Annotated in this window: 24 protein-coding genes and 2 pseudogenes; 12 read left to right on the top strand and 14 right to left on the bottom strand. The window is 58.1% G+C overall.

Annotation, left to right across the window (positions count from 1 at the left end; translation table 11 throughout):
* Window positions 1-81: 81 nt before the first annotated feature.
* Together EOD29_RS23955 and EOD29_RS23950 are read right to left on the bottom strand one after the other, a co-directional pair.
* On the bottom strand, window positions 82-417 hold the full coding sequence (locus EOD29_RS23955; RefSeq protein WP_127248089.1) for a hypothetical protein: 336 nt from the start codon (window positions 415-417) through the stop codon (window positions 82-84).
* Window positions 418-569: 152 nt separating this feature from the next.
* Window positions 570-953, bottom strand: a complete 384-nt coding sequence (locus EOD29_RS23950) for a hypothetical protein (RefSeq protein ID WP_127248088.1) — start codon at window positions 951-953, stop codon at window positions 570-572.
* A 243-nt stretch (window positions 954-1196) separates the two neighbouring features.
* Here EOD29_RS23950 and EOD29_RS23945 point away from each other — a divergent pair, with 243 nt between their 5' ends.
* Window positions 1197-2810: a hypothetical protein gene (locus tag EOD29_RS23945; RefSeq protein WP_127248087.1), complete on the top strand. Its 1614-nt coding sequence runs from the start codon at window positions 1197-1199 to the stop codon at window positions 2808-2810.
* Window positions 2800-3807 carry a dienelactone hydrolase-related enzyme gene (locus EOD29_RS23940; protein ID WP_127248086.1) on the top strand — a complete coding sequence of 336 codons (1008 nt, stop codon included), beginning with the start codon at window positions 2800-2802 and terminating at the stop codon, window positions 3805-3807. The genes EOD29_RS23945 and EOD29_RS23940 overlap by 11 nt, the downstream gene beginning before the upstream one ends.
* 384 nt (window positions 3808-4191) lie before the next feature.
* On the opposite strand, the gene EOD29_RS23935 is transcribed toward EOD29_RS23940, so the two are convergent.
* Together EOD29_RS23935 and EOD29_RS23930 are read right to left on the bottom strand one after the other, a co-directional pair.
* The gene (locus EOD29_RS23935) at window positions 4192-4674 is read right to left on the bottom strand and encodes a hypothetical protein (RefSeq protein ID WP_023801640.1); all 483 of its coding nucleotides are present in this window, start codon (window positions 4672-4674) and stop codon (window positions 4192-4194) included.
* Window positions 4671-4874 (bottom strand): hypothetical protein, encoded by a 204-nt coding sequence (locus EOD29_RS23930; RefSeq protein WP_127248085.1) that lies wholly within the window; start codon window positions 4872-4874, stop codon window positions 4671-4673. The genes EOD29_RS23935 and EOD29_RS23930 overlap by 4 nt, the downstream gene beginning before the upstream one ends.
* A gap of 814 nt (window positions 4875-5688) precedes the next feature.
* On the opposite strand from EOD29_RS23930, the gene EOD29_RS23925 reads away from it, so the two are divergent.
* Window positions 5689-6423, top strand: a complete 735-nt coding sequence (locus tag EOD29_RS23925) for a hypothetical protein (RefSeq protein ID WP_127248084.1) — start codon at window positions 5689-5691, stop codon at window positions 6421-6423.
* 103 nt (window positions 6424-6526) lie between these two features.
* Here the strand turns inward: EOD29_RS23925 and EOD29_RS23920 are convergent, their stop codons facing one another.
* Window positions 6527-7057, bottom strand: a complete 531-nt coding sequence (locus EOD29_RS23920; protein WP_127248083.1) for a helix-turn-helix transcriptional regulator — start codon at window positions 7055-7057, stop codon at window positions 6527-6529.
* A gap of 87 nt (window positions 7058-7144) precedes the next feature.
* Between EOD29_RS23920 and EOD29_RS23915 the strand changes: the two genes are divergently transcribed.
* From EOD29_RS23915 to EOD29_RS36025, 3 genes are all read left to right on the top strand, one after another.
* Window positions 7145-7651 carry a hypothetical protein gene (locus tag EOD29_RS23915; RefSeq protein ID WP_127248082.1) on the top strand — a complete coding sequence of 169 codons (507 nt, stop codon included), beginning with the start codon at window positions 7145-7147 and terminating at the stop codon, window positions 7649-7651.
* 84 nt (window positions 7652-7735) lie between these two features.
* On the top strand, window positions 7736-8065 hold the full coding sequence (locus tag EOD29_RS23910; protein ID WP_123150330.1) for a single-stranded DNA-binding protein: 330 nt from the start codon (window positions 7736-7738) through the stop codon (window positions 8063-8065).
* A gap of 177 nt (window positions 8066-8242) precedes the next feature.
* Entirely contained in the window at window positions 8243-8404 is a 162-nt protein-coding gene (locus EOD29_RS36025) for a hypothetical protein (RefSeq protein WP_164763817.1), read from the top strand.
* Window positions 8405-8406: 2 nt separating this feature from the next.
* Here the strand turns inward: EOD29_RS36025 and EOD29_RS37210 are convergent.
* A pseudogene (locus tag EOD29_RS37210) lies at window positions 8407-8724 on the bottom strand (ATPase, T2SS/T4P/T4SS family); the annotation flags it as partial.
* A gap of 57 nt (window positions 8725-8781) precedes the next feature.
* Window positions 8782-8922: pseudogene (locus EOD29_RS37900) on the bottom strand (acyl-homoserine-lactone synthase); the annotation flags it as partial.
* Window positions 8923-9510: 588 nt separating this feature from the next.
* Between EOD29_RS37900 and repA the strand changes: the two are divergent.
* The 3 genes from repA to repC all read left to right on the top strand — a co-directional run bounded on the left by repA (window position 9511) and on the right by repC (window position 13500).
* Window positions 9511-10728, top strand: a complete 1218-nt coding sequence (gene repA, locus EOD29_RS23900) for a plasmid partitioning protein RepA (protein ID WP_127248081.1) — start codon at window positions 9511-9513, stop codon at window positions 10726-10728.
* A 196-nt stretch (window positions 10729-10924) separates the two neighbouring features.
* A complete protein-coding gene (gene repB, locus EOD29_RS23895) occupies window positions 10925-11938 on the top strand; it encodes a plasmid partitioning protein RepB (RefSeq protein ID WP_127248080.1) in 1014 nt (337 codons plus the stop codon).
* Between the two features lie 212 nt (window positions 11939-12150).
* Window positions 12151-13500, top strand: coding sequence for a plasmid replication protein RepC (gene repC, locus EOD29_RS23890; protein ID WP_127248079.1), 1350 nt, complete (start codon window positions 12151-12153; stop codon window positions 13498-13500).
* A gap of 301 nt (window positions 13501-13801) precedes the next feature.
* Here the strand turns inward: repC and EOD29_RS23885 are convergent, their stop codons facing one another.
* Window positions 13802-14734 (bottom strand): recombinase family protein, encoded by a 933-nt coding sequence (locus EOD29_RS23885; RefSeq protein WP_127248078.1) that lies wholly within the window; start codon window positions 14732-14734, stop codon window positions 13802-13804.
* Window positions 14735-15015: 281 nt separating this feature from the next.
* On the opposite strand from EOD29_RS23885, the gene EOD29_RS23880 reads away from it, so the two are divergent.
* From EOD29_RS23880 to EOD29_RS23870, 3 genes are all read left to right on the top strand, one after another.
* Window positions 15016-16146 (top strand): RHE_PE00001 family protein, encoded by a 1131-nt coding sequence (locus tag EOD29_RS23880; RefSeq protein ID WP_127248077.1) that lies wholly within the window; start codon window positions 15016-15018, stop codon window positions 16144-16146.
* Window positions 16147-16638: 492 nt separating this feature from the next.
* Window positions 16639-17358: a hypothetical protein gene (locus EOD29_RS23875; RefSeq protein WP_127248076.1), complete on the top strand. Its 720-nt coding sequence runs from the start codon at window positions 16639-16641 to the stop codon at window positions 17356-17358.
* A gap of 105 nt (window positions 17359-17463) precedes the next feature.
* On the top strand, window positions 17464-18375 hold the full coding sequence (locus EOD29_RS23870; RefSeq protein WP_127248075.1) for an agmatinase: 912 nt from the start codon (window positions 17464-17466) through the stop codon (window positions 18373-18375).
* Between the two features lie 74 nt (window positions 18376-18449).
* Here the strand turns inward: EOD29_RS23870 and EOD29_RS23865 are convergent, their stop codons facing one another.
* The 6 genes from EOD29_RS23865 to EOD29_RS23840 form a co-directional block, all read right to left on the bottom strand.
* A complete protein-coding gene (locus tag EOD29_RS23865) occupies window positions 18450-19226 on the bottom strand; it encodes a hypothetical protein (RefSeq protein WP_127248074.1) in 777 nt (258 codons plus the stop codon).
* Between the two features lie 345 nt (window positions 19227-19571).
* On the bottom strand, window positions 19572-20141 hold the full coding sequence (locus EOD29_RS23860; RefSeq protein ID WP_127248073.1) for a hypothetical protein: 570 nt from the start codon (window positions 20139-20141) through the stop codon (window positions 19572-19574).
* 21 nt (window positions 20142-20162) lie between these two features.
* Window positions 20163-22448, bottom strand: coding sequence for an AAA family ATPase (locus tag EOD29_RS23855; RefSeq protein WP_127248072.1), 2286 nt, complete (start codon window positions 22446-22448; stop codon window positions 20163-20165).
* A gap of 97 nt (window positions 22449-22545) precedes the next feature.
* Entirely contained in the window at window positions 22546-23610 is a 1065-nt protein-coding gene (locus EOD29_RS23850; protein ID WP_127248071.1) for a BsuBI/PstI family type II restriction endonuclease, read from the bottom strand.
* Window positions 23607-25322 (bottom strand): N-6 DNA methylase, encoded by a 1716-nt coding sequence (locus tag EOD29_RS23845; protein ID WP_127248070.1) that lies wholly within the window; start codon window positions 25320-25322, stop codon window positions 23607-23609. The genes EOD29_RS23850 and EOD29_RS23845 overlap by 4 nt, the downstream gene beginning before the upstream one ends.
* Window positions 25323-25691: 369 nt before the next feature.
* The gene (locus EOD29_RS23840) at window positions 25692-26411 is read right to left on the bottom strand and encodes a restriction endonuclease (RefSeq protein ID WP_127248069.1); all 720 of its coding nucleotides are present in this window, start codon (window positions 26409-26411) and stop codon (window positions 25692-25694) included.
* Window positions 26412-26444 lie beyond the last annotated feature (33 nt).

Here is a 26444-nt window from a genome sequence, read left to right as displayed (position 1 = left end):
TGACGGTCTCGGCGGCCAAAGGAAGAGACAATCCATCGTCGGCTTTTCTAAAACCCCGAGCGGCTGGATGGCCTCGCTCAATCAATAGCCGTCATGATCTGAAAACGACTGCAAAAGCGTCTCCCAGTCCTTCTCGTCCAAACCGCTCGCACCGTCGCGCAGCAGCGTCCGCACATAGGCCGCCTTGGCGGCTACATCGATCATTGACGTAGCTCTGAAAGCCAACAAAGCGTGTCGCGCTTTCCGCTCCACTCCAACCACTGTTGTGTCGGAAGAACGCGAACGATCACCACTTCTCTCCTTCATCACTTCCTCCAACGCCCGGCAGGCTCTTCGATGCCTCGCGATCAGCACCAACAATATCCGGCCGACACGCTCAATGCGCTTGCCGTCCGAAACAACCAGCTTGATATCCATGATCTTCCCTTTTCCGCGTAGCGGTCTTGGTCTGCCGGCAGGCAGGGCCGTCCGCCCTGCCCTCGCGGCGTCGCAAGTCAGACCCGGCAGAAAGGGCGCCTTTTCGAAAAGTCTCCGTTTTCCGGAAGGCACCTTGGCGTCCGCACGCCAGCTCAGCAGAAAGCGCCGCCGGCCGCCGGGGTACGGTTCACAAACGACTGCAACAGCAGATGCCAATCGGCGTCCTCGAATCCGCTGTCGCCCTCGTTGAGCAGCCAGCGAAGGTGCTCGGCCTTGGCAGCGCAATCCTCGATGCTTTCGACCGCAAATCGAAGCATCTCGTCCCGTGCATGCTCTTCTTGGGCAAGGAGCTCGTTCAGTCGCATCTCGAGCCGCACTGAAAACCGGCTTTCCGTCTCGCACTCGACGAGCCGCCGACACAGACGCTCCACTTGCTCTCTCAATTGACGATGCCGTCGAAGTATCGTTATGAGCGGCCTTTCAGCGATAGGATCCTCAAGGCGTTCACCATTAAACGCTACTACAGCCAGAGCCATGTCGCGCATCCTTCTTGTGGGGTGAGAAGCTACGTTGGGCGTCCCTCGCCTGCTCCAAGGAAATGATTTCGGCCATTTTCCTTCCCAACATCAATCACTTGGGCGCTTCATCCGGGGGGCATGTCCAAAGCTTGGAAGCGCGCTACTAAGTTGCATCGAGTTGACAAATACGTTGATTGAGGACGAGAGCACGATAGGATACGAAGGCTAGCGAAACGAAACGAAAGCAGCGCCTGGAAGCCATTGATTAAGAATGGAAAAATATTTCTCCCTCCGCCGGGAGACGAAAGTGATTTCAAAGAATTATTCAAGCGGTTGGCCGCGGCGGGTGCTGGTAGGCCATTGGGCAAGGACGGGTTTCCTGCAGGCCCATGGACGCCCGAGCTTCTTGCAGAGGCGATTTCACAGATTGATTCCAACCGGGTTGGGGTCGATCTGCGAACGGTGCAGCTTTGGTTTCAAGAGAACGAGAAGGGAATTAGCACTGCCAATATTCGTTGGCTGGCGAGGGTTTTTGGGTGCGATGATCCGGTGGCAACCAGCGAATGGCAGATGGCGCTTAGTGCGGCGCAATCGCGGTTATCGGCCAAGAGACGAGAATGGAAGAGAGCCGGAAGCAGCGTTGCACAGGAGATTCCAGATACAGCACTGGCTGCGACCCTCGATGACGACACAGCGTCTCCGGCAGAGCTAAAACGGGATACTGACGCCAAGGGGCCGAGGCGGCGTTTTAGTTTGGCGAGGAAATCGGAGGCGTTTTTTAGTCACGGATCTCCCCTGAATTTACCGGCGTCGGTGTTTGCCGGCATGACCGCCCTCGGCTTTTTGTCGTACATCATTGGTATCCACAACGTCACCTACGAGCGAGCGGACGGGCTCGTTAAGCAGGTTGGATTCCTTTGGGCCGCAAATTGGACACTCGACTTTATGGTGTTCTTACCGCTGTTTTTCTTCTTCGTTATAGAGTTGCTGGTCTTCTGGAAAAGTGAGGGGCGCAGAAAGCTCGCAGCGCAGGGCGATCAGGTGGGAAGCGACGACGCCTGGTTGCGCAACGTTGACGCTTCCTCGTACACATATTGGTCGGTTTTTTTGATTTGCTTGCTGTTCGCGGGTCTTTTTCAATGGATCGGCGTGTCCTTGATCCCGTTGATGAAGGGCGGTGGCAACTATGCCATGGATTGGGGAAAAATAGCTCTTGTGCGTCCTGAGGTCATATCTGTCCCCGAAACAGTCATTTTTACGGGGCTCGCTTACCTATACATGTGCCTGGTGTTTTATCTTTTCTTCGCAGGTCTCATTTTGCTCTATACGGTTGTTCATGATCTTTGGAGAATTGGAGACGGATTGAAGAAGCTGCCGCATGTTGATCATCAGCAAGAGCTCAATGAAGCCGGCCTCACAGTGATGCGTGGGGTTTTTCGGTGTACTGTTTTGGGGGTTCTGGTCGCCATATGGATGAAGGTCCAAAGCTCTTATCTGGCATCCAGTGGTGAGAATATTGTGGCGTGGTTGGTCGGCGATATGTCTTCGATGTTCCAAGGTCGCGATGATGTGAGCACCGGGTTCCGCTATCGTATGCCGACGCATTACAGCAGCCTTCTTATCGTTATTTCGACCTGTTTTGTATTTCTGTATGGCTCCATCCGATTAGGTGTCGGAGGTCGATTTCATGCGCCTTTGTGGAAGATGTCGGCGGTCGTGGCGTTACTTGTTGTCAGCTACTTGTTGATCGACGCGTTTGCCGGCTTTTCCACCCTTCTGGCCATTTCAGTGCTAGTCGCACTATACGGCCTGTTCGATCCAGGATTAGGCCGCTGGCGAGCGAGCGAGTTAGGAAACAATCAGAGTGTTTCATAGTTGGCTCGATCGTTGGGACGAACGCCGGGCCCTTCGCGGAGAGGAAGGGAAGAAACCAACGGATTTCGTCCTTGACGCGGAACGCGCCTTTCCAGGTGCGAAGAAGATAACAAGTATCGAGGAATTCTGTGCCCTTGCGGACCAAGCCGTGGCTGATCCAGCCTTTTTCGATGAGCCGAGCGGGAGCGACCAGGGTTTTGAAAGGCAAGGCGGGTGGCTCAAATTTCCATCGGACATTTCTACTGACATCGAAGAGAACAATGTAGTCTGGGCGAAAATCACAGAAAGCGGTTCGTTCGATCAGGCGATGGTGATTTTTCACCATTGGAATGCAAGCGCCCGGAATCGTCAGATTGCCAACTTTTTCTCGCAGCGTGGCATCACGGTTGTCGAGATTGCTATGCCTTATCACTTCGAACGCAGCCGTCCCGGCTCGGTGCACGCCGACTATATGCTTAGCCCTAATCTCGGTCGAACGATCCAATCTGTAAGGCAGGCAGTGCTGGATGGGCGAAAACTCATACGTTGGTTGAAAAGCGAAGGCTATCGAGAGATTTCGGTTCTCGGAATGAGCTTAGGTTCCTGGGTTGCGGCCATAGTCGCGGCACACGACTTGGCTGTGTCAAAAGCCTCGTTGTTTCTGACGGCGGGGAGTCTAGCGGATATGGTTTGGACGGGCCGCGCGACACGATCGATACGCGATAGCCTTGAGCCTGAGATTGAGCTGACCGATCTCAGAAGAGCCTGGGGTCCACTTAACTTGGAGAATTACGCGCATAGTTTGGCACGGCCTAATCTCGATCTTCAGGTTGTGTTGGCTAAGAGAGACAAAGTGGTGTTGCCAGAGCTATCGGAGAGGTTCATGCAGAGGCTGAAGGACGCCGGGGCTAGGCCAAATATTTTGGAATTAAACTGTGGTCACTATTCGCTCGCCATGCCGCCTTACATTTTGTTGGCCGGTTTGAGCTTGAAGCGGTTACTAAGGCGCGCCCGTTGAGCGGTTTCCGTCGTCTGCTGACCAGTCGGCCCGGCGAGCATGAATTTGGCGTTGGCCGGTCAGTGCACCAGCAAATTCTCTGGTAGTCGTCACGACACGAAAGTGATGAATCTGGGGTCGCCCGACGCGGCGATTGGCTGGTATCGATTGGACGGGAACAGTTCCCCTAGCGGCGAAAAAATTTCATGCCGGCGCAACGGCGGCAAGGCTCAGCTGCGTATCCCACACCGTTCTTGATCACGGCGGCGTCGCGATCGTTTTCGAGCGCCTGCAGCCCGACGCCGTGACACGATACGCAAGGCACACAGCCTTGCTGATCCTTGCCAAGTTCAGCGGCCCACCATCGGAGGTCCCGACGCTGCCTTCGGGTCAAACTGTCCGGTGTCATCCCTTTGGCATTCCCGCCGATTCTGGAAGGCAAAAAACGCCTTGCGTGATCGAAAGCACGACCCCTCCTTTCGGTTCGACAATGGCTCCCGTCCAGGCTTGCGAGTAAGTGCGGCTCGCATCGACCGCCGTCAACCACAGGACGCGGTTGTCCGCCAGCTCGACTTTCACCTCCGCCTGCAGGGGACTGTCATTGACCGTCTGCCGGTAGTGTCGCTTGATCTTCACCGTCCCGTCGGGAAACAGCGCACGGCTGTTTTCATATTCGATCTCGAACTTCACACCGCCTGCATCGCCGATTTTGCAAGTCCCGTCTCGCTCGCAGATCGTGCGGGCCGTCGCTTCGCACGTCCAATTATACCCTGACTGCCACATCGGATTGCCTGCCTGCGCAAACGTGAATCCGGGCACCAGCAGAGTGATGATCGCTGCGGGGGCGATCGCACGCATTCGAAAGAGTGACACGCTGTCATTGTTCATGGTTCTTCCGGCCCGTTTACCTCAGTCGTCGGCGTGACCAGCAACGGCCCTTGTCGCCGATGAAATCCAGTGCTGGCGCTGTTCTGATAGAACGCCAGCGTCATCGCTGCCACATGCAACGCAGCGTCAATCCCCTCGCGCTCTGCGCGTTCGCGCAGTTCCTCAAAATACATGTCCGCGATCTGTTGGGGGTCGCTCATGCAGCGATGTTAAAGTATCAACTCCTTTGTCGCTAGAGGGGAAAGGCGGGCTAGGCCCCCTCTCCCCAAAAAGGCGAAAACCGACATCCCCCCATTCTTCCTCCGCGGCTTCGCCGACTCCGTGCAGGACCGGCTGCGGATCCGCATGCGAGAATCTTGCGCCGGCCCTTCGGGTGAGTGGTCCCCCTGCCGGTTTTCGTCTTACAGCCACGATCCTGAGCGGCACGCGCGCCGACTGGATCAAGAACAACGTGAACGTTGGCGACAGCTTTTACGTGGAAGGCCGGGTTGGCAAACTCGTCCAACGAAAACGACGGCAAGACGGTCTACACGACCGATGTTCGCGACGATATTCACCCGCGTCCATCCTCGCTCCGAAGCGAATGAAAACACTGACGACAGCGACGAATAGTTAACGACACGGGCGGCGAAAGCCGCCCTCCCCTGTGCAGCGAAGGCGATCGGCCGGGAACGGATGCGCCGACGGCGCAAAGCCGAACCGCCTCGGCGGCACCGCGTATTCCGAGGTAGTCGGCAATCATGTTTTTACTTTAATTTATGCGTCGTGCCGCTTACCGTGGCAAATCATCGAATCGTAGGAGAACTGATAGGCAAAAAGAAAACCCGGCGCGAAGGCCGGATTTCCGAGAGGTCGTAGCTAGAACGGAACGCCAATTCCGTCGAATTGCCACCAAAACAAGATGGCAAAATCTAGCTGCTTCCCCTGACAGTCGCAACAGGAAAATGCGCTTTCGCGCCACGGATTTTCTTTGCCTGAAAACAAGGGAAAGACGTGGTGACCATACACACCGAAATGGCCCAGTGGCTTGCCGACATCACGACGGTCAAGCAGATCGACCACTATCTTGCGCTGGTCTGGCGAGGGCTAGCCGAGGGCGCCTTGAGGGACCAGGAGGCGCAAGAACTAAGCGAGGCCGCCTGTTCGCGGCGCTCCTTGCTGCAAGTGGCGCGCGAAGCCCGGCTGCCGCCGGCGCGCACCTACTTTCCGCAGCGTCCGAAATCCAAGCAGTCGCGCCACCAAGCGGCGAGCGGGTCGCGCTGCCCCGTCCGATGGGCGAGGAAACGGCGCTTGGGCGATATGGCCGCCCTGCCCCCAAATGTGCGGGATCGCTTCACGGAGGGTGAGCGGGCTGTGCTTTACATCGTCGCCTCGGATTGCCGTCAGCACGGCTCTTGCGGATCGAGCGTCAAAGAGATCGGCGACCGCGCCGGCGTCGGCGCCACCACCGTCCGCAACGCGCTGCGCCGGGCCCGCCATCTTGGCCTGCTCGACATCACAGACCGCCCGCAATGGCGCGCCAGACATCTGCCGAACCTGGTAAAAATCCAGTGCCGGCGCTGGCTCGCATGGCTAAAAAAATTTCGGCCGAACCTCGGCCTTAAATTTTGTCCGACTGGGTTCAAAAAAGCGGCGTCCTCAGGAACCTTCGGCAATAAACAGAAAGGCGGACAGCCTTCTTACAGCCGGGCGGATGGCCCTTCGGGCCGCTTTCAGCGGTTTGCTAGACGCAAACCACCGTCCGGCTGACGGCTCGGACGCCTAACCCGATCAGTCCGCACCCAGTCGAACCGTCGCAAAGGGGGCTTTTGAACAAGCCTGCCGGAGCCGCTTGCGCCCGGCAAGGCAAAAATCAGCGCTTGGGGACGCGGCCGAGGAGCAGAGCGGCCGTCGGCACGCCAAGCCCTTTGGCGATCATGCCGATTATCGCCAGCGTCAGGTTCTGTTGCCCTTGCTCGATCTTGTAATACGTGACGGTCGAGATGCCGATCAGGTCGGCAACATCCTTCTTCATCATGTCCTTGCGGCTGCGGAAGCCATTTATCGCGCGCGCGATGTTGTCCTTGATCTGCTGGACGTCGAGTCGCTTCATGGATGGCTCCAGGACTGCCGGCGGCAGCAGCAATTCAGCGACGCTGATTTCAAGGGCTCGAGCAAATAACGCGACCGTCGCGAGTGTCAGGTTCTGCTCCTGGCGCATCGTCAAATAGTAGGTCCGGTAGGAGAACTCCTTTTCGCTGGCCAAGCTCTTGATCAGCGCCACGAAATCTCGATTCGACAGATTCCGCCGCTGTCGTTCTTCTTCGAGTTTTGCCGCTATTTGCGCCTGCATCGCATCGCGCTCTGGGTTGTCCAAAACGTTTCTCGGATCGTATTTTTCCACCGCCGTCCAACCCCATACAAACCTCCTTTCGCGGCCGCAAGAAATAAGTTAAAGTATAAACTGCGCCATCCGTGAAAGGAGCTCCTTTTGACCAAATCTCTGCTCTATGCGGCCGCCATTGCGGCTGGCTCCCTTTACGCCAGCAGCGCGCCGGCATCCGAATGGGGCTGTCAGGTACTGCTGTGCGTTTCCGGGAACTGGCAAGCCACCCCAAGCTGCCACCCGCCAATGTACCGGCTCCTCGCCGCCATGAAGCGTCCGGGTTTCTCGTGGCCGACGTGTCCCGCCGCGAGTTCCTCCGCGGCGCGGAAAGACGTCTATGACGACTGCCCGGAAGGTTGGACCGTCGGCTACGGCGACGTCGGGCACGACGGCAACCGCTCAAAACCAAACATGTGCGAGAAGCGCGAGAATCTGTGCTTTAACCATCGCAATGGCAGGCACACCTTCAAGCCAGTCACCAACCGCCGTGACGGCGACAGTTGCCAGAAGACCATCAGCATGCCGCGGCCGACGCGGACAAAGCCTTGGTACGTCGAGTACACCGACGCCAAGGGCTTGAGGCAGCGGACGTGGTTCAATCTCAACATCTGACTGCTGTTCCGTCGATTCTATTATGACACTCTAATTGACGTGCGAACGGAAATCGAGCCACCTAATTACAGAAGGTATCCCAATATGCGCAGCATCAACCGTTTCACCGTTGCCGGGAACGTAGGCAGCGTCACCAGCTTCAATAAGGCGGTCAAGGTCAGCATCGCTGCCGACCGCCATTGGACCAACGACGCCGGGAAAAAGGAAACCAGGACGGACTGGGTCACCGTCACCGTGTTCGATGATCAGGCCGCCTGGATCAAAGACAACGTTTCCAAAGGCCAGCCGGTCATAGCCGAAGGCCGCATCAGCAACTCATCCTACGAAAAGGACGGCGAGACGGTCTACACGACCGATCTGGTCGCAACGACGTTCAACGCCTTCCAAGTTGCCAATGCCAATACGAGCGATTGACAGAACGTCCGACGGTTCTGCACGCTTTCGCTTCGCCCTCCGGCAACGTCTGCAGCGGCCCAGTCGTCGCGAGGGTGCAATCCGGCAAAGGCACCGCTATCGCGGCTGGGTTCGTGCCCCCTCCCCTTCGGCCGAGTGGCGCCCTGGCAGACCATCCGACAACAAGGATGATTGGTCATGGAAGACGACTTACTGGATGTGATCACGGTCGCGACCATTGGCATCGTGTGCTTCTTCATCGCCTTGATCTTCAACTTTTACATCAGCCCCGCCCTTCTCTGCGGGGTCGTGGGCAGTGCTGCACAAGCAACTCTCATCAGGGCTGTGCATCCGCGTTAAGCGGGAAGGCCGGTGTTCGAGGCCTTAAGCAGCGTCAGGGCGGCCCCGTCGCGGACCTCGCCGACGACGATCCGGTCAGGGCGAAACCTCATCGTGCTCTTCAGCAGCCGCGCCGTGTCGATCGCGTCGCTGATAGGCAGCGCTACGGCGTTCTCGGCCGCGCACTGCATCTCTGCGGTGTCCTCGAGGATTAGAAGAATGCGATCGTCAGGCGCTGTCTCGACGATTTCAGCGATCACCGCATTGGCGAGGGTAGTCTTTCCCAATTCCGAGCCGCCGGAGATGACGACGATGAGCCGGGAGGTGATGGCGTTGCGGATGACGATCTCGCGGTAGCCATGCGTCATTGACCACTCGATGATCGCCGAGAACAGGGTCAGGGCGGCATTATGCAGCGCACCCCCTCCCCTGGCCTCGGGGAGCGATGTGTCGACGCAGAAGCGTGAACTCTCGACCATCCCGGCCTGGGCTTCGAGCCGGCTGGTTGCCAGCGATTGCGGAAACGTTTTCACCAGCATAGTCGGTCCTGTCACCGGTAAGGAGCCGCGCGCAGCCGACGACATCCAAGGCCGAGGAAATCGCCAGAACGCCGGTCGACCTCACCGCCGTCGCTGGCTTCAACGTTCCACTCCACACGTCACTTGAAAGACGGGGCGCGAAGACGATGCATCGTTTCGACAAGAAGTGCGAAGTCGTCATGCGCCGCGGCTGGAATAGCGAGTGCCTGCATCGGCATTGTTCCGATTCGGATGCGTTCGGCACCATTGCGCGGCCGTCCGCGACTAACGAAAACAGGAATCCGATTCTCTCCTGCGTCGCAGCTGAGTCGGGTCTACCGTACACGAAGCCCGCCTGGACACCCGACAGGGCGCGCAGAGTGCACTAACAAATGCATTAGCAGTTGTTAGGCGAATACTGAGCACGGGAATGCCATAGCGGGTTGTTTTGTAATGGGAAATCACCGGTCTAGCGTGGTTCGGAAGAGGTTTCCACGGGCTGCCGTTAAGGTATTGTTAACCAATAACTTCTTGCAAGCCTAAGGCGAATAGGTATCGTCACGGTTAAATGACGGAACACGTCGATTAACCGTGACGAGAGTTTAGACCGTGAGCAAGGCTGCCGCTATATCTCGGAATGATCGTCCGTCGGTCGATGTGACCATCGGCGAGCATGCCGATCGACTCAGTTCGCAGTTGCAGGCGATGAGCGAGGCGTTGTTTCCGCCGACGTCCCAAAAAAGTCTGCGCAAGTTTACGTCGGGGGAAGCAGCGCGTCTGATGAAGATATCTGATTCCACTCTCAGGAAAATGACGCTTGCTGGTGAAGGACCTCAGCCAGAACTCGCAAGCAATGGCCGACGATTTTACACGTTGGGGCAGATCAACGAAATCCGCGGAATGCTGGCTGGGAGCACGCGTGGCCGCGAGAGCATTGAATTTGTGCCCCATCGTCGTGGAACCGAACATCTGCAGGTCATCGCAGTAACGAATTTCAAGGGTGGCTCGGGCAAGACCACCACTTCTGCCCACCTAGCTCAGTATCTTGCATTGCAGGGATATAGAGTTCTCGCGGTTGATCTGGATCCCCAGGCGAGTCTCTCCGCGCTGCTAGGGGTGCTTCCGGAGACGGACGTGGCGGCAAACGAAACACTTTATGCCGCGATTAGATACGACGACGCCAAGCGTCCACTTCGGGAGGTAGTTCGTTCGACCTACTTCGACGGATTGGATCTGGTCCCCGGCAATCTTGAGCTGATGGAGTTTGAGCATACCACTCCTAAAGCGCTGACCAGTCGCACGGGGGCGGACGGATTGTTTTTTACTCGCGTTGCACGGGCATTCGACGAAGTTGCCGACGGCTACGACGTCATAGTGATTGATTGTCCTCCCCAACTGGGATTTCTCACGCTAAGCGGTCTTTGCGCTGCAACGTCGATGATCATTACGGTGCACCCGCAGATGCTCGATGTTGCGTCGATGAGCCAATTCCTTCTGATGACCCGAGACCTTCTCGGTGTTGTAAAGGATGCCGGTGGGGATCTTCAGTACGACTTTATTCGGTACCTCCTCACGCGATTTGAGCCACAGGATGCCCCCCAGACAAAGGTGGCGGCCCTGCTTCGAAATATGTTCGATGACCACGTTCTCACCAATCCGATGGTCAAGTCGGCCGCCGTATCTGACGCCGGACTGACGAAGCAGACGTTGTATGAAATTGGTCGCGAGAACCTAACGCGGTCGACTTACGACCGCGCTATGGAGGCATTGGATTCGGTAAATGCAGAGATTGAGGTACTGCTGAAAAAAGCGTGGGGTCGCGCGTGATGGACAGAAGATCTGATGTGTTGGGAGCTCCCAACACGAGGCTGTTGAAGAGCATTTGCTGGGCTGGTGAACAGACACCCAGATGTCTTCCCTCACCCCGCCGTCGCGCAGCTAAACGGTTGTTGGGAGCTCCCAACGCGCGCGCCGCAGGAGCGGTGTTAGTAGGTCCAATCGCAGATCCGCAAGGAGCCTCGGCATGAGTCGCAAGGATGCTATAGACTCGCTATTTTTGAAAAAGCCCGGCCCCTCGCTGCCGCCAGCTCCAGATAAAATAGCCGCCCGAGTACGCACAGGCGCCATTTCCGCGATGGGTTCGTCCTTGCAGGAGATGGCAGAAGGAGCCAAGGCGGCGGCACGCCTTCAGGAACAGCTAGCATCAGGCGACGCAGTTGTTTCGTTAGACCCGTCTAAGATCGAAGGATCAACGATCGCGGATCGTTTGCCGGCAGAGATCGATCGAGGTTTCGATCAGCTGGTTATGAGCATTGCCGAGAACGGCCAACAAGTGCCCATACTTGTGCGGCCCCACCCCGAGACAGCGGGCCGGTATCAGATAGCATACGGCCGTCGTCGATTGAGGGCTGCTGCTAAATTAGGGCGTGAGGTAAGGGCAATTGTCCAGACCCTCAGCGACGACGACCTTGTGATTGCTCAAGGCAGGGAAAACCTCGACCGGGCGGATTTATCTTTCATCGAGAAAGCTCTCTTCGCTAAACATCTCGAGGACGCTGGCTATGAGCGCGCTACAATCATTGCCGCGCTTTCAACCGACAAGGCGGATCTTAGCCGGTTCATTTCGATTGCCCGTAGCATTCCTGAAAATCTTATCTCGAAGATCGGACCCGCACCTAAGGCGGGACGTGCGCGGTGGGCCACGCTCGCTGAGGGATTAGGTCGCTCTAAAGCAATGCAGTCAGTCGAATCTGCGGTCGACACCGCTGAGTTCAGGAAGGCTGACAGCGACGCTCGCTTCGCTCTGGTGTTCAGACTCGCATCCAACACTACGTCCAAGCCTTCACCGAAAGTGAAATCGTGGACCACTCCATTAGGCAAGAAGGCGGCCCGCATCGAACACGCGGCGGCAAGGACGGCACTAATATTCGATGAGAAGCAGGCCCCTGCGTTCGGAGCATTTGTCGCTCAGCAGCTGGACCGCCTCTACGATCAGTTTATGGAAACCAGGGAAGGAGGAGGTACCGATCAAAAGTAAGGCCTTAGGTCCCGACTGAGCTTTCTCGGTGGGGTCGATTGATCACAAACCGCAAAAGAAAAAGGCCCCCGAAACGGCATCCCGGAAGCCCTTCTCTGTAGTCTCGCAACTTAGAGAATCGCACTTCCGAGAATCGCAGTCAAGAGTCCCATAGGGACTAAATCGTCGTTTCGACGAGCAGATTTCTTTTGCCTGGACACAGGTGAAGGAAAATGAGGACGCATATCTCAACGACGCCCTTTGGGCGGCGGCCGATGACGCTTGGCATGATTTCAAGCCAAGTCACCGCAAGGGCGGTACCGAAGGGCGTGACCGTCCACAAATGGCATGTCTTCCAAGATATCAAGGACGCCAGGATCGCTCTGGGCGCCACAGATCGCGCTTTGGCCATTCTCGACGCGCTGTTGTCATTCCATCCAGACACCGCGCTTTATGGCGACAGCGAGCTGATCGTCTGGCCATCAAACGAGCAGCTTATCCGTCGCGCCAACGGAATGCCGCCAACGACTTTACGGCGGCACCTGGCCGTCTTGGTCGAGTGCGGATTGATTATCCGTCGGGACAGCCCAAACGGCAAGCGCTTCGCCCGGAAAGGGCAGGGGGGCGAGATCGAGCAAGCCTACGGCTTCGACATCTCGCCGATCGTCGCGCGCGCTGAGGAGTTCAAGGATCTTGCGGAAGCGGTCAGATCTGAGAAGAAGGCCTTTCGTCTCGTTAAGGAGCGGCTAACCATATGCCGCCGTGACATCGTCAAGATGATCGACGCCGGGATTGAGGAAGGCGTGCCGGCGAACTGGGGCAGGGTCCAGCAGGCCTACCAGGCGATTGTCGGCCAAATACCACGCACCGCACCCAGACAAACCCTCGAGGCGATTGCCGAGGAGCTTGAAGGCCTTTGGGCTGAAGTGCGTGAAGCATTGGAATCATTTGTAAAAACACAAAAAGTGGACGCCAATGAGTCCCGAAATGGACGCCACGTACAGAATTCAAAACCAGAATCTAAATTTGAATCTGAAAGTGGCTCAGGAAATAAAGAGGAAGCGAGCGGCAACGTTGCGGACACCGACAACGTACGGAGCCTGCCGAAACGCGAACTGCCGCTAGGGATAGTGCTGGATGCCTGCCCGAACATGCTTTGGCTGGTGAAGGGCGGCGGCGGAATCCGCAACTGGCGTGAATTTCTGGCCGCGGCCGAGGTTGCCCGGCCAGCTATGGGCATCAGCCCGAGTGCCTGGGAGGAAGCGCGAACGGCAATGGGTGAGCAGCAGGCGGCGATTACCATTGCCGCGATCTACCAGCGGCAGGACCAGATCAACAGCGCCGGCGGCTATTTGCGCAGCCTGACGGACCGAGCAAAGGCCGCAAAGTTCTCGGTCTGGCCGATGGTGATGGCTTTGTTGAGGGCTAAGCTTGACGCATCGAAGACGACCGAAACCGGGTCCGGAACTGAAGCCGCTGCCGTCGATTTGGAGACGGCGGGCAAGGTTGTGCGCACCGAATCCCGGCTGGAAATCAGCGACGCGTTGCGCCGCAGCCTTGACAGACCGGGGCGCGGATCATGATCAGCTGGGCGGGTTTCGATCCGAACTATGGAACATCGACGGTGGCTGCAGCGCTTGTCGGGAAGAGCGTCTTATGAGAGCATCGAGGGCATGAAAAACGAACACGACCGGGAAGCGACGCCCGATGAAACCGCCGGAATGGTGTGGTGGAACTCACTTGCCGAATCCGATCGTGCGGCTTGGCTGGCGCGGGTCGGCAGCGCTGTTCCAGCTGATGCCTGGGCCGCGTACAAGCGGCTCGGGAATGTTGAGTGTCCGCCACGGACCGTAAACTGAGGGCTGTTCTGCAGCGAAATGACGGTCAGCTCGCGGGTGGTTCGGCGACGAGTCCAAGCCGGCGGGCTCGATCGAGCAGGTTCTTGACTGAGGAGGCAGACCATTTTGCGCTTCCTCGTGGGGTTCGCTCATGCAGGCGCTCGAGCTGGCCAGCGATGTCGCGGAGCGACAGGTCTGGGTTAGACTGCGAAATTCCTGCCACAAGAGTCATCAGGCGATCTTCGGGAGGCAGAGGAGACGCCCGCTTTAGCAGTGTGGATTCGGCCAGGTGCTCGGTGACGAGCCACCTCACTGCCCGCCGCAGTCGTTCAGGCGTCCAGTCGAGGCCGCGCTGCTTCAGGACCCGAGCGATGTCGTCCCAGTTATGGTCTGGTCGCATCCGGCGGACCGTCGGAAGCCACTGGTTCATCGTTGATTGTAGCCGTCGGCCATAAGCCGCCTTTTGCACCGCGGTCATCTTCGCCAGGGCTTCGGGCTTGCGCTCCCGGATACCAGGATTGCCTGGCAGTCGCCCCTTCGATCTTGCAGCGATGATGCCGGCCTTGGTCCGTTCCGAGATCAGCGCACGCTCGAGCTGGGCAACGGCGCCGAGTACCTGTAGCGAAAACATGCCCTGTGGCGTCGACGTGTCGATTGGATCTCGGAGCGATCGGAAATGCGCGCCCTTCTCAGTCAGATCCTCGATCACCTGAAGAAGATGGCTGACCGAGCGCGCAAGGCGATCGAGACGCACAACGACCAGGACATCGCCGGCGCCGATGTCGCTCATCAACCGCAGTAGGGCAGGGCGAGCTCTCGACGCACCGGATCCATGTTCCTGAACGATGACGTCGCAGCCGGCCGACCGCAGCTCGATTTCCTGCGCTTCCGTCGCTTGTTCGTCCGTCGACACGCGCGCGTAGCCGATTTGCCGGCCTTGTGGTCGACCGGAGCGTCGATCTTGCGCTTCACGGGCCATTTACGGCGTCTCTCAGTATCGAAAAGGGGGCTTGTACAAACACCGAAGATATCAACAAACGATCGTTTGTAAACGTCTTTAGTGGCCTTCCGCAGAGGTCCGGCGATGCCAAACTCCATGGAAACCACCGTTTCTGACCACCTGAGCGCCGATCGCCGCACCGCTGTTCAATCGGGAGGGCGGCTCGCACACTATATAATAAGAGGCACCTGAAAGAGCCGCCTATGAAGGAAGCGAAAGGCGTGTTATCTTCCGTATAAGAAAATCAGCGAAATATTACAATGGGATACAGACCGCTAGATTTACCGCTCCAGGTGCTTCTTCCGTACATTGGGCGTACGGAGGATCAGCTAGCCCGGCTTGACGAGCGGACGCGGCGCAGTCCGGTTGGCGCCGGCTTTATCGAGCGGGGGCATTTCTTCGACTCGGCAGCCAGTATGTGGGTTTCCGGGGAACTCGTCCATGTCGAGGATCTCGTTCTCCACGACGCGCATATGGACGTTCGCGCTCCAACTCACGAACTCGTCGTCGCACACTCCATCCTGCGAGCGCGCCGCCGGATCGCGGGTTCCGATCCAGGCTGGGCGCTGAGCGATGCAGGCATCTCCGCGCTGCGTGGTCGACCGGCCGATGCGGTCGCGGAGAAGGAAGGTGAGGGGACCATCGATGACGCCAGCGCTGGCGGAGCGCTGGATCTCGATACCGACTCTGACGACGACGAGTTTGCGCAGCATTTTGCAGACATTGATGCCGTTCTCGCTCGCTCGGAGCGACTGTTGACGCAGCACAATGGGAAGGCGGCGCCCACCCCGCCGGCCAAGGTCGAGGCCAGCGGGCGCGACCCGCTCATCTACGATCAGGACTGGGACGAAGCAGAGCGGCTCTCGCGCTGGCAAGACGCTATGTCCGAAGCCGACGCCCTGCCGCCGTCGCTAGGCGCCGCCATTCTATGGGACGCGTGGGAAACCCTCGAACCCCTTCAGCGGCAGCATTGGCTGGGCCCAATACTGATCGGCTCGTATCTGCGATCAAGGGGCAAAGTCGCCAGTCATCTCCTCGCATTCAATGTTGGTTTGAAAGCGATCTCCCGAGAGCGACGGCGTTCGCCGGTCCATACCACCAGGCTCATTGCATTTCTCGATGCTCTGTCGAGTGCGGCGGAAGCCGGAATGAAGGAGCTCGATCGACTGGGCCAGGCAAAGGATCAGATGGAGCGTCGCCTCAGGAACCGTCGTTCCTCGAGCAGCCTCCCGGATGTTTTGGAGCTTGTTCTCTCGCGTCCGATCGTTTCGGCGGCAATGATTGCAAAGGCGGCAAAAGTCACTCCGCGCGGTGCCCTCAATCTTGTGTCCGAACTCGGAGTGCGCGAGATGACGGGGAGGGGGCGCTATCGGGGTTGGGGGGTACTTTGAGTTTACCGGGCACGCCGAACGTTGTCGCCAAAACTATCCAGCTGCAGGGTGATAGGTTGTGACAAGACCACTTTCGCTTGAAGACCGTCTAGCCGATCTGGAAAATTAGGTTACTCGATTGAAGGAACGTGAATCGGAAGATCCGGCGGCTCGTTGGATGTCCGTGCATCTCGACGAAACGCCCAGATTAATTTTCAAAGTCCTCGTTCAGCAAATCATCAAGGCTGTTCCTGGTTTTTCTGCGGATGAGCTCCGCAACGCTGTTCGAAACTCTTCTACTGGACGTCCCAAAAGAAGTCATTTCTCGCTATCCAATCGCCGAAGGTAGTGAGGCTAGCAGACAGGTCGTGCTGGACTGGCTTTTAGCGAGGAACCGGGAGTTTATCGCGGAGATGATTCCCGACATGCGTTTCGACGGTCGATAAGGCTCATGTAAATAGATATGCACGTTATGCTCGCCGACAGCCAGCAGTGCAGAGTTGAGGACGGCACGTGATACCAAATTTTCGAGACTTCCTCTGCCGCAACGATCTCGCCGCCTATTTCCTTGCGGCGTGCTTGGACCCCAAGCCGCGATATGACACTGCTTTTTTCAATTTCCTTTATGATTGGCAAACGCTGCTCACTGGCCTCCTGGCAGTCGTGGCAGCCGGTGTGGGCGGATACCTCCTTTGGGTTCAAATAGGCGACCAAAGAAAGGAGCTTGAACGGCAACGGAAAAGAGAAAGTCTAGCCGCCCGAATTCAGCTTCCCCATGCTCTCGCTCGGCTAAGTGAGCATTGGCACGCGTGTTTTGATGCGTGGAAAGGAAAGGACCCCGGAAGTCGGCCGGCGATGCCAATCGACGCTCTTCAAACTGTCATGACAGCTGCAGTTCTCGTTGATGATGAATCTTTTCGAAGTCTGCAGGAACTTACTATGTTTTCGCAGGCCTTTGAATCACGACTGAATTCAGCACGGCCAAAGCGCCCGGTAAACGAGCTGGACGTAATGATCGCGGATGTTGCCCGACTGAGCTATTTGACCACCAGACTCTTCGAATTTGGCCGGATGGAAGTCGAGAGAATTCCTTACATCAAACCCACCCGACAAGATTTCGAGGAAATTCTTTTGAGGGAGTTCAGCGTCTGGCACATGCCAGAGTCAAACGAAATACATCCCAGGATTCAGCGAGCATTGGACATGCATTTTCCGTCGACACGAAAGGACTGACCGGCTGGCGGGTGCCCGATTTTCGCCGGCGCTTCGGTATTTTCGATATTCCTGCACCCTCAACACCCGAAATTTCAACCGAGCCATCATTAGGCCCCTCAAGAAATGACCAAGCCCTCCTTTCTCGGCTTCCCCGATCGCCTCGCCGACGGCAGCGTGCCCCGAGCGGTGATCTTCGGCGTCGGTCATGGCACCACTTATCCCGGCCAGGACAGCAGCTTCTATGCACTGGCCGCCGACGCCATCCGCGCCGCGAGCCAGGCCGACGCCGCCCTCGTCGGAAACTGGGATTTCGATCTCGGCGGCCCGCTGTTCGACGACGGGCCGATCTGCTGCATCGACGCCGGCGACATCCCAACCACCCTGCACGACGATGCCGGCAACCGGGCTCGCATCGAGGCGAAGGCGCGAGAGATCCTGGCGTTGCCGGCCGTGCCGATAATAATCGGCGGCGACGATTCCGTGCCCATTCCCTTCCTCGCCGGCTTTGCCGATCACGGGCCGGTGTGGATCCTGCAGATCGACGCCCATATCGACTGGCGCGACGAGGTGCATGGCGAACGCTACGGCTATTCGAGCCCGATGCGCCGGGTGAGCGAGATGCCGCATGTCGCCGGCATGGTGCAGGTCGGCCTCCGCAGCGTTGGCAGCGCGCGCCTCGCCGAAATCGAAGCGGCGCAGCACTTTGGCAGCCACTTCGTGACCGCTCGCGAGGTTCACGCCAAGGGCGTCGAAGCGGCTCTCCGGCATATTCCGGAAGGAGCGCGGGTCGTCGTCACCCTCGACTGCGACGGCCTCGATCCCGGCATCATGCCGGGCGTGGCGGCGCGCACCCCCGGCGGCCTCACCTACACGCAGGTGATCGACCTGATCTCAGGCCTCCGCAGCAGGCAGGCCAGGATCGCTGGATTCGACCTTGTCGAGTTCTATCCGCCCGCCGATATTGATGGTCTTTCGGCCCTGACTGCCGCGCGCCTTCTCGTCAATGTGATCGGCACCATCGTGCGGCAGGTTTGAAGCCGCCTTCCTCTTGTTGGATGACGGTCCGACAGGGGTCCGTCTTGGTTTATAGCGGCTTGTGTCGTCGAGGCCTAGGGAATCAACGGCCTCGTTTGGACCGCGCGATCGCTCAGAATGGCCTTTTCAAACCAATCAGGGACCGGTGTTTGGCCATCAGCGACATTTTCGGGAACGTCTCGCCAGAACGCGATAATGGCGTCGGAGAATGCCTGAAACTGGTCATCAGTCACGTTGAGGTTCGTGTAGTCCAGCATTTTCTCTGCCCAAGGCGATCCCGAGCCACTAAGCGGATTGTCGAGATATTCAGGGTAGTTCTGGTTCAGGTCATCGAGGGATTTTCCGACGCCGTGCTTGTAGACGTTGACGACCAAGCGGCACGCATCGAGCGTATTGAAGTACTCCGTGCTCCGGACCTTCCAGCCGAGACTCTCTAGGAGGTCTGCAATCTTGCCGAAATCCGCTGACCAGACCTTCGCAACTGCCGTCTCTCCTCGATGCCAGCGCAGGATTTCACGCACCAGCCAGTCCCGCAGCTGCTTGTCCCACTCGTGGAACATCCCCGCGATTACGCTCAGCCGGGTTTGATCCCGCATGTCGCTCAAGAGCTGGTAGAATTCGATGCCGACATCGTTTGCCGCCTCGTAGAAATCCCCGGGATCGTGCCGATCGGGATCAAACCGGTGGCTGCTTTGCTCCAGCCACTCCTCCGCGGCCTTGTCGGCCTCCTCCTCTATATTCTCGAACTGTGACAACACGCGCTTGCGGGCCTGTTCGACGTAGAATTGATGTCTTTTGATGAGGGACTGCCGGTAGGGTCCCCACATTTGAAACAATACATAGTTGCTCATGCCGGTGTCTCATTCACGGGCCAAACCTGCCGCCCAAGCCGCTTTAAGTTGGATACGGCAAGCCCGCCGCGCTCGTTGCGGGATGTGGAGCCGGGCTCAGGCACGCGCCACCACGGCAGGGAAGGGGGATTCCCAATTTCTACAACGCCCAAAGTGGAGTTGTGCAGGGTCCAACCGTAGAACGGTCGCTGCGACATCCTCGGCGACTTCGCCGGTCACGCCAAGCGGTTTTCCGGTCATCTGATAGTATTCGGCTGCATGAGGTTCACTTCTGGCAAAATGGCTTTGACACGTTCCTGGAGTGTCTTGCTCAGGGCCAGATACTCCGAGGACCGCGGGAAGGGGTCATCTTGCAAATCCCAGTATCTCATCATGAAGGCTGACGATCTCGACATTTAGCGCCTCAATCGCCTTCAAAATCGCGGCCGCCTCTATCGGCGCGCTCTCGGGCAATTGGTCGAGCCCCGTGCACGATTGCACGAGTTGCTGAAGTAGCCTGCGCAACCTATCCTTTCCAAACTCGCCACAGATGATTGCATCAAGCCGATCGCCGGCGGCCTTACCCCGAGCCTCCCGCAACGCATCGCGATAGCCGCTCAACTCCTGCATGCTCATCTCGACGTCGAAAGCGGTAGCATCTTGGCTGGCCGCAATGGCGGCGACATCCTCAAGCGACCCATTTCCGGCCGCGATCGCTTCCAGATAGCGCCGCGACCCCTGGGGCGCAAAACTCAAACCATCCAGGTTGCCGGCCGCGCGTCTCGATTGATGGTGCTCGAACGCGGAATTCGCAAATTTGGCTCCGTCTCGAACTAGGCCAGCCAGTTCCCTGAGTAGGCCTATCAACTCCCGCAGTGACTTTACAACATCGGTGACGGTTCCCGGGATCGCTATTGTGCTTTTTGGATCGGCCAAGGGTGCCTCCTAAGTACCAAATTAGGCCTGAAGGGCGTTTACCAGCCTCAGGGTACGGCGGGTAAATCCCGTAAGCTCGGTCGCGTCAATGTTGTCGGGCATCGCGTCTGCAGTATTTTCCCCATGGTGGTACTGCTTAGTGTAGTCGTTGATCTGATCTAGCTCGTCATAGAGGGCCGCGGCCGGGTGCGTTGGCCCTCCCGCCCTTATTTTCGACACGATGTCGCCCAGCCAATCCGACGCCGTGAAGTCAGCGCCATACATCGTGCGGCAGTATGTCTCCAGCACGACACGCATCTTGCGGATGATATCGAGCAGCCCGCCGGCGCCAGTCGACACGAAAGTCTGCAGGTCGTCGGTGTCCGTGGCCGTGCGCCCCTTGGTTGCCGCGTCAAGATCGAATTCTTGAATCTTGGCGCCGAGTGAGCGCTGATCGACGATTGTGAAAGCAATTTTCGAGTCCACGGGCGCCTTGTCCCACACTTGCTTCAGGAAGGTTGCGTCATGGGACAGCACGATGATCTGTCCAGTCTCCTTGGCGATGCGGGCTATCTCGTGGACGGTTTGCCTCCTGCGGAAGGAATCCTGGCTGTTGAAGGGATCGTCAAAGACGACGATCATATCGGCGAGCTGCGCCTGACGTTCCACAGAGGCCAGAAAGAACGCCAAAGCCAATGTGGTTCGATCACCCGAGCTGAGGGTATTTTTGAAACTAGGCACATCATCCGTGCTTTTGGCATCACCCAGGTCGACACCCTCGTTGTTGATGACCAACTGGTAGTGCGAGGTCGCAATCCCTGCCGGGTAGCTGTGCTTCGTTTTCGCGATGGTGAATCCCGCATTGAACAACTCGAGCAGTTCATTGATGCGCCGCTCGTAGGCTGGCATCGTAGTTAGCGTATGAGTGTTGAGTTGACCACGCGCGGCATCCTTCGCCCTCTCGGCATCCGCTTTTTCTTGCACGAGCCTTGTATAGAGATCGCAGTGGCCGCTGGCAGGCTCGGCGTGCCTTGCCCTTATTGCCTTGAGCCGCGCCAATTGGTTCTTGGCGCTCTGCAGGTCAGTCTGGGCGACTTCGCGTTTTTTCTCTTCGATAAGACCGTTGGCGGCTTGAATCGCTCGATTCAGGTCGTCGGATTTTGCAGTCGCCTCGTCAAACAGCACCTTCGCCGAAGCGTAACTGTCGAACAGAGACACCTTTTCCAACGGGGCGAGAATCTTCTGATTCAGCAGCGCCAAGGCTTCAATGCCGATCGTCCTGGCGGCGTCCCGCGACGCTGCGGTGAACGAAAGCTCAGCCGGGTCAATTGCAACATGCTGACGCCAAAACTCCACCGCTGCCGCATTTTGTTCGGCTAGGGTGTTCATCCGGCCAATAGCAGCGTCTCCCAGGAGACCCTGGATTGTCTCGCGCATCCCCTGGATCGTACGGCCGAGGGCTTTGTACTGTTCACTGAAGATCGACCGATAGGCGGCGATCAGATCCAGGCCATTGATATCCTGGCCACAGAAAGGGCAGCTGTCGGCGGCGTGATCCACGCCGGCCGCCACCCAACTATAATCTTCCTTGGACATGCCATGCGCCGCCAGATGTTCGGCGATCAGCCGCTCGGCATCCGCGCCGATATCGTCGAGGGTTGTCACCAGCAGCTCGGCAAATACGGTTGGAACGGCGGGGAAGGGGATCGCCGCAAGTCCTGGCCTCGCGCCGACAGCGGTGGCCTCGGTACAAGAATGTACCACGGCTTCCTGCTCGACAATGTGCAGGTCGATGTCAGGATTGGCCGGCAAGGCAACGAAATCAGCGATGGTCATGCCGGGGAGGGCATGTTCCGAGACAGCGCGTCCTGCGCTGGTGATATCTCCGGTCTTGGTGCGGCTCTCCGCAGCCAGGCGAGCTTCCTCGTCGACGAGGACGACACCATCGGATCCTATGATGACGCGATAAAGGTTGCGGCGCTGGTCAACGTCAACAACCTCGCCAGCGTGGACGTTCTGGGAAACAAAGACACCGTCAAAGATAGCAATATTCGGTTGAATCGTGGACCATTGGCCATTCTCAAATCGAGCCAATCCGGAATCGAGCAGCAATTCCACCGAAAGAGGATCTGTTGAGCCGAGCGTTTTACGCCCCACAACGTGCGCCGGCTCGCCAGACGACAGCGATCGCAGTATTGCGCAGATAGTGGTTTTACCGAAGCCGTTGGCGCCAGCAATGAATGTCTGGCGTTTAAGCTGCGGATTTGGTGTTCCAGCGGAATTGCGGAACCGTCCGACATTCTTGATAGCGATAAATTTCTTAAGCACTGCCCGCTCCCCCGACGGTTTAGTACTATATTATTCTGATGGGTTAGCCATCCAGGGCTATAAAGCCTTGATGCGGTTCTAGGCGATGAAGATTGCGCTATCGCTGCAAGCTTCCATTGGCTTCGAGGCGCACCAGGTGTTCTGGTTCGCCGGCGAACCAGGCAAAGCTGCCCCAAGCCAATGTGCCGACGGTTTTCTTGAAGGCGGGACGTCCACGGTCGAGATAGGCGGTGACGAATGCGACGTGCTCGAGTGGGAACCCAGCTCCAGATGCAACGCTCTCAAGCGCGGCTTTGCGGCGCTCGTTGATTGGCCCGTCTGTGGCGACCACCTCAACGAAGACAATGAGCGGGTGTTCCGGCGCGAGATCCGCGAGCACGATATCAGGCAAATCCTTGTCGGCCTTGATCTGCAGCCCGATCGACTTCGCCAGAGCGTCGTCACGGGCGACAACCTTGTTGCCACTCTCGCTTACAAACAGGACCGCCGGATCAACCATGAACCGCGGGGCGAAGACTTCGATCACCGACTTGGTGATTTCCGAGCTTGGGCCCTTCTTCATCCGCCGGGTTTCGCCGTTGGGAAAGGTAAGAGCCACGTGGTCACCACCCCCGCCAGCACCGGCCTTAACAATGGCAATGCGTGCGAGTGCGCCCTTTGTAAGGTGTTTGGTACGCCATGCCGCTATCGCCGCATCGAGATCATTCGCTACTATTTTTGGATCGAACAAAGCAGCGAAGGCCGGCTGCAGAGCATAGCGGCCCTTCCCAGAGGTCGTCGGCACCGTGGCCAACTCTGTTACCGCGCCAACGACAACGAAGGCCTCTCGGAGTGTATCGTCGCGAATGCTTTCCCTCGTCGTGTCCTGATACCACTGTGTACCTGGTGCGCGACCGCCTGGCTTCATGACCGAAACCGCGTAGCCGCTCCGCTCGTCATCTGAAATGAGTGCCGCCTGGACGTCACTCATCCGGTACACGTGCTTTGGTGCCAGCCAAATGCCGGTCCCTTCGACGGCATTGATGTAAAGCGCCATAAAAATGGTGCTGGTCGCTACATCACTCACGAGACGATGCCGGTCAGAAACAATCCCGTCAGGAAAAATCTCACGCAGCCGCACCTGGACGTCTTCCCAGGACAGTAGGGCGGGTAAGGTACTCATCCTACTGCGCTTTCCACATAAAGTGCTGTAATCTCGTTATCGATTGCCGCTTTGGTGGCCTTTGCCTGTACCAAAGCCTCAATCTTCGCCAATCCAGAAGCCGCTGGTAAGGGCAGGGCCTCCAATTCAAATGCCGAAACCGCCACGCTGCCACTGATGCAGCGGAACACTCGGTCGGCGATGCCAGAGTTCAGAACCGCAGCGACCACCGCGGCCGAAACCTTCGGCCGCTTGCCGATCGGTTTGACCATGTTCAGATGATTTTCCACGATCACGCTGCCATGTTCCGCAAGAAAAGCACTTGGCAGCTCGGCTGCTATGAGCCGACGGGCCTGCTCCTTCGCCGTCGTTCGCTGCAGCAGGACACACGGCTCCGAAATCGTCAGCCAGGCATCTCCGGCCTGCGGCCTGAAATAGGGCTCATGGCTGCGCTTTTCGGCGCGGAAGATAAACCGGCCGTCTGCCGTCACGGCCTCGGCCCATATCACGGGCACGGTATCGCGACCTGGACGGCTACGGAATTGGCCTTTGAACCGGTTCCACACCATCGGACCGGTTGACACCTTGTAGCCCCAGTCGGCTAGACGTGAAGGCATCCGCTCGAGCGCCTTGACCAGATCTTGGTCGGCCGGGCTTCGTGGTGCCAACCAGGGATCCGTGCGCTCGGCCGGCAAGTTGAACGCGCCAGCGTGGGTCACATGCGCAACGCCATTAACGGCGAGATAGTGCACCGTCGGAGTCTTGACCTTCGCTCCGCGCCTGTAGGTAGCAAGCATGGTTTCCTGCAACACGTCCTCGAAGACGCCTTTGCGGGCGGTGACGAAGTCTATGGCCAACGGCGGTGCTTCCTTGGCCAACAGCCCGCGCAAGGCCTTGAAATACTCCCCTGCGAGAAAGCCAGTGGGGGTCACATAAGCGATGACGCCGCCCACTCGCGTCCAGCGCAGCGCTAGGTCCGTAAACAGACCATAGAGATTGGCGTGGCCATAGAGACTGCGGCTGTAACGCTCCCGCTGCCGTGCCGCAAGCTTGACACGGCCGTAAGGTGGGTTGCCGATCACCAGATCGAACCGCTTGCCGGAAACCGTCTCCATCAAGCTGTCGCAAACCTTTACGACGGAAGGGAAGCGGCGGCCCGCAGCCTTCAGCTCGTCTGCAAATGCAATTTCCAGCCAGGCTTGGGTCAGCCAAGCCGCGAAAGGATCAATTTCAAAGCCCTGCAGATGGCTGCCAAAGTGCTCTATCAACTCTGCAGCGCTAGCCTCGGGGAGGGCATCGCGCATACGCATCGCTACGGGCAGCAGGAAGGCGCCACCGCCACACGCTGGATCCAAGATTCGCGCGGTTTGCCAGTCGGCCCCTGATTCCTTTGCCAGCTGCAAAAGCCGGTCGGTAAGCGCTGGCGGGGTGTAATAGGCACCCCAGGCGGTGCGCACTTCCTGCGGTAACATCGCTGTGTAGCAGGCACTCAGCTGATAGCAGGCCTCCTCTATCGGCAGCGTCGCGGCGGCTCTGCCCAAAGTCTTGGCCAACTCTGTCGCCGACGTATCAAGCGAGTAGGTCAACGCGACGGTTAGTGGTGCGATCGGTAGTGGCCAGCCGATTATTTCTCCCGAGGCCTCGACATAGGCCTCAACGGTCTTGGCAATGAAAGACCATGCTGCTGGCTGCCGCCGTCGAATTTCGAGCTGCTCGCTCCAGGCGCGCGCCATTACCCGCCCGCTCTGCAGGCTCAGGGGCGCGTCTGTCACTACAGCGTACGCTGCAATGGCCTTTCGTGGCCTACCGACCTGGCGAACCGGAGATTTCATAGGGCACATTGCTTGCGGAACATATCGTGTACAATACCGTGAACTAGCAGCTCTGACAACGGGTGCGAAAATGCTGTTCGCAGGCTATTTTCTTTAGGCCTGGCCATTGAAGCGACTTATCCGGAATTTCGCCGCGTTGATAGAGCCACTCCCATTTCAGCAATAGAAACCCGCTCTCAGTCCCCGCACATACATCGAGCACAAGGTCGTTCCGCAAGCCAATCAGGATGCAGCTGAATAGATAAATACACGATTGCTGGCCGCTAGGTTCTAGTTGCCCAGCAATTCGTGCAGCAGCAGCCTCGTGTCGGGATCGTTTTCGCTTGCAAGCAGAATTGCGATGTCGGCCGACGCGAGTTCATCGGCGTCGTCGAGCAGTTGGACGGCGTTGAAGCGGACGGCGTCATCAAAATGGGCGCGCGCCAACTCCTTAAGCACATGCGCCGTCGTGTTCGGAAAACGGGATAGGCCAGCCGCGAAGACCGCTAGCCATTCCTCATAGGGCAGGCCGGTTTCATCAAGGAATGGAGTAGCATTGCCGGTGCGCAATGCCTCCACCAGATGGCCGGAAACCTCCCTGAATTCATGATCTACAGCGAAGGCCTGTTCGACCAGTGGAATCCAGCGCAGGCCCTGTGCTTCGTTCAGTGTAATCGTGAGATGCCCGATGCCCTCTGCGGCTAGGTAGTTCCTGGCGGCGCGCGAGAAGCCGGCGGTCGCCACCATGACGGCCGAAACCGCGCCCACGTCGCGTATCAGGGCGATCGTAGCACCCGCATGCACGCTGTCGATCGTGCGATTGTGTCGCTTGGCCTCGATCAACAACGCCGGTTTCGGATCCCCCGTCTCGAAGACACACACGTCGACCTGGCGGCGCGCCTGGGTCTTATGCCCACTTAGACGGACGTTGTGCTTCACCGTGAATCGGGGAGGCGGAAATAGCATGCGAAATCGCTCAAGAACTGCCTGTTCATATTCCTTCGGTGTCATTCTGGCAGACCTCTCCAATTCAGCAGCTAGCGC

Source organism: Mesorhizobium sp. M1A.T.Ca.IN.004.03.1.1 (assembly GCF_003997555.1).
Lineage (GTDB): Bacteria > Pseudomonadota > Alphaproteobacteria > Rhizobiales > Rhizobiaceae > Mesorhizobium.
Note: the sequence above shows the minus strand (reverse complement) of the source record. Positions and strands in the feature narration are given on the sequence as shown.

Bases quoted from the DNA above. Each gene is read 5' to 3' on its own strand.
- EOD29_RS23850 (WP_127248071.1), bottom strand. From the start codon at position 23,610: ATGAGTACCTTACCCGCCCTACTGTCCTGGGAAGACGTCCAGGTGCGG.
- repC (WP_127248079.1), top strand. From the start codon at position 12,151: ATGAGGACGCATATCTCAACGACGCCCTTTGGGCGGCGGCCGATGACG.
- EOD29_RS36025 (WP_164763817.1), top strand. From the start codon at position 8,243: ATGGAAGACGACTTACTGGATGTGATCACGGTCGCGACCATTGGCATC.
- EOD29_RS23880 (WP_127248077.1), top strand. From the start codon at position 15,016: ATGGGATACAGACCGCTAGATTTACCGCTCCAGGTGCTTCTTCCGTAC.
- EOD29_RS23935 (WP_023801640.1), bottom strand. From the start codon at position 4,674: ATGAACAATGACAGCGTGTCACTCTTTCGAATGCGTGCGATCGCCCCC.
- EOD29_RS23840 (WP_127248069.1), bottom strand. From the start codon at position 26,411: ATGACACCGAAGGAATATGAACAGGCAGTTCTTGAGCGATTTCGCATG.
- EOD29_RS23845 (WP_127248070.1), bottom strand. From the start codon at position 25,322: ATGGCGCGCGCCTGGAGCGAGCAGCTCGAAATTCGACGGCGGCAGCCA.
- EOD29_RS23870 (WP_127248075.1), top strand. From the start codon at position 17,464: ATGACCAAGCCCTCCTTTCTCGGCTTCCCCGATCGCCTCGCCGACGGC.
- EOD29_RS23910 (WP_123150330.1), top strand. From the start codon at position 7,736: ATGCGCAGCATCAACCGTTTCACCGTTGCCGGGAACGTAGGCAGCGTC.
- EOD29_RS23885 (WP_127248078.1), bottom strand. From the start codon at position 14,734: ATGGCCCGTGAAGCGCAAGATCGACGCTCCGGTCGACCACAAGGCCGG.
- EOD29_RS23955 (WP_127248089.1), bottom strand. From the start codon at position 417: ATGGATATCAAGCTGGTTGTTTCGGACGGCAAGCGCATTGAGCGTGTC.
- repB (WP_127248080.1), top strand. From the start codon at position 10,925: ATGAGTCGCAAGGATGCTATAGACTCGCTATTTTTGAAAAAGCCCGGC.
- EOD29_RS23865 (WP_127248074.1), bottom strand. From the start codon at position 19,226: ATGAGCAACTATGTATTGTTTCAAATGTGGGGACCCTACCGGCAGTCC.
- EOD29_RS23925 (WP_127248084.1), top strand. From the start codon at position 5,689: ATGGCCCAGTGGCTTGCCGACATCACGACGGTCAAGCAGATCGACCAC.
- EOD29_RS23930 (WP_127248085.1), bottom strand. From the start codon at position 4,874: ATGAGCGACCCCCAACAGATCGCGGACATGTATTTTGAGGAACTGCGC.
- EOD29_RS23950 (WP_127248088.1), bottom strand. From the start codon at position 953: ATGGCTCTGGCTGTAGTAGCGTTTAATGGTGAACGCCTTGAGGATCCT.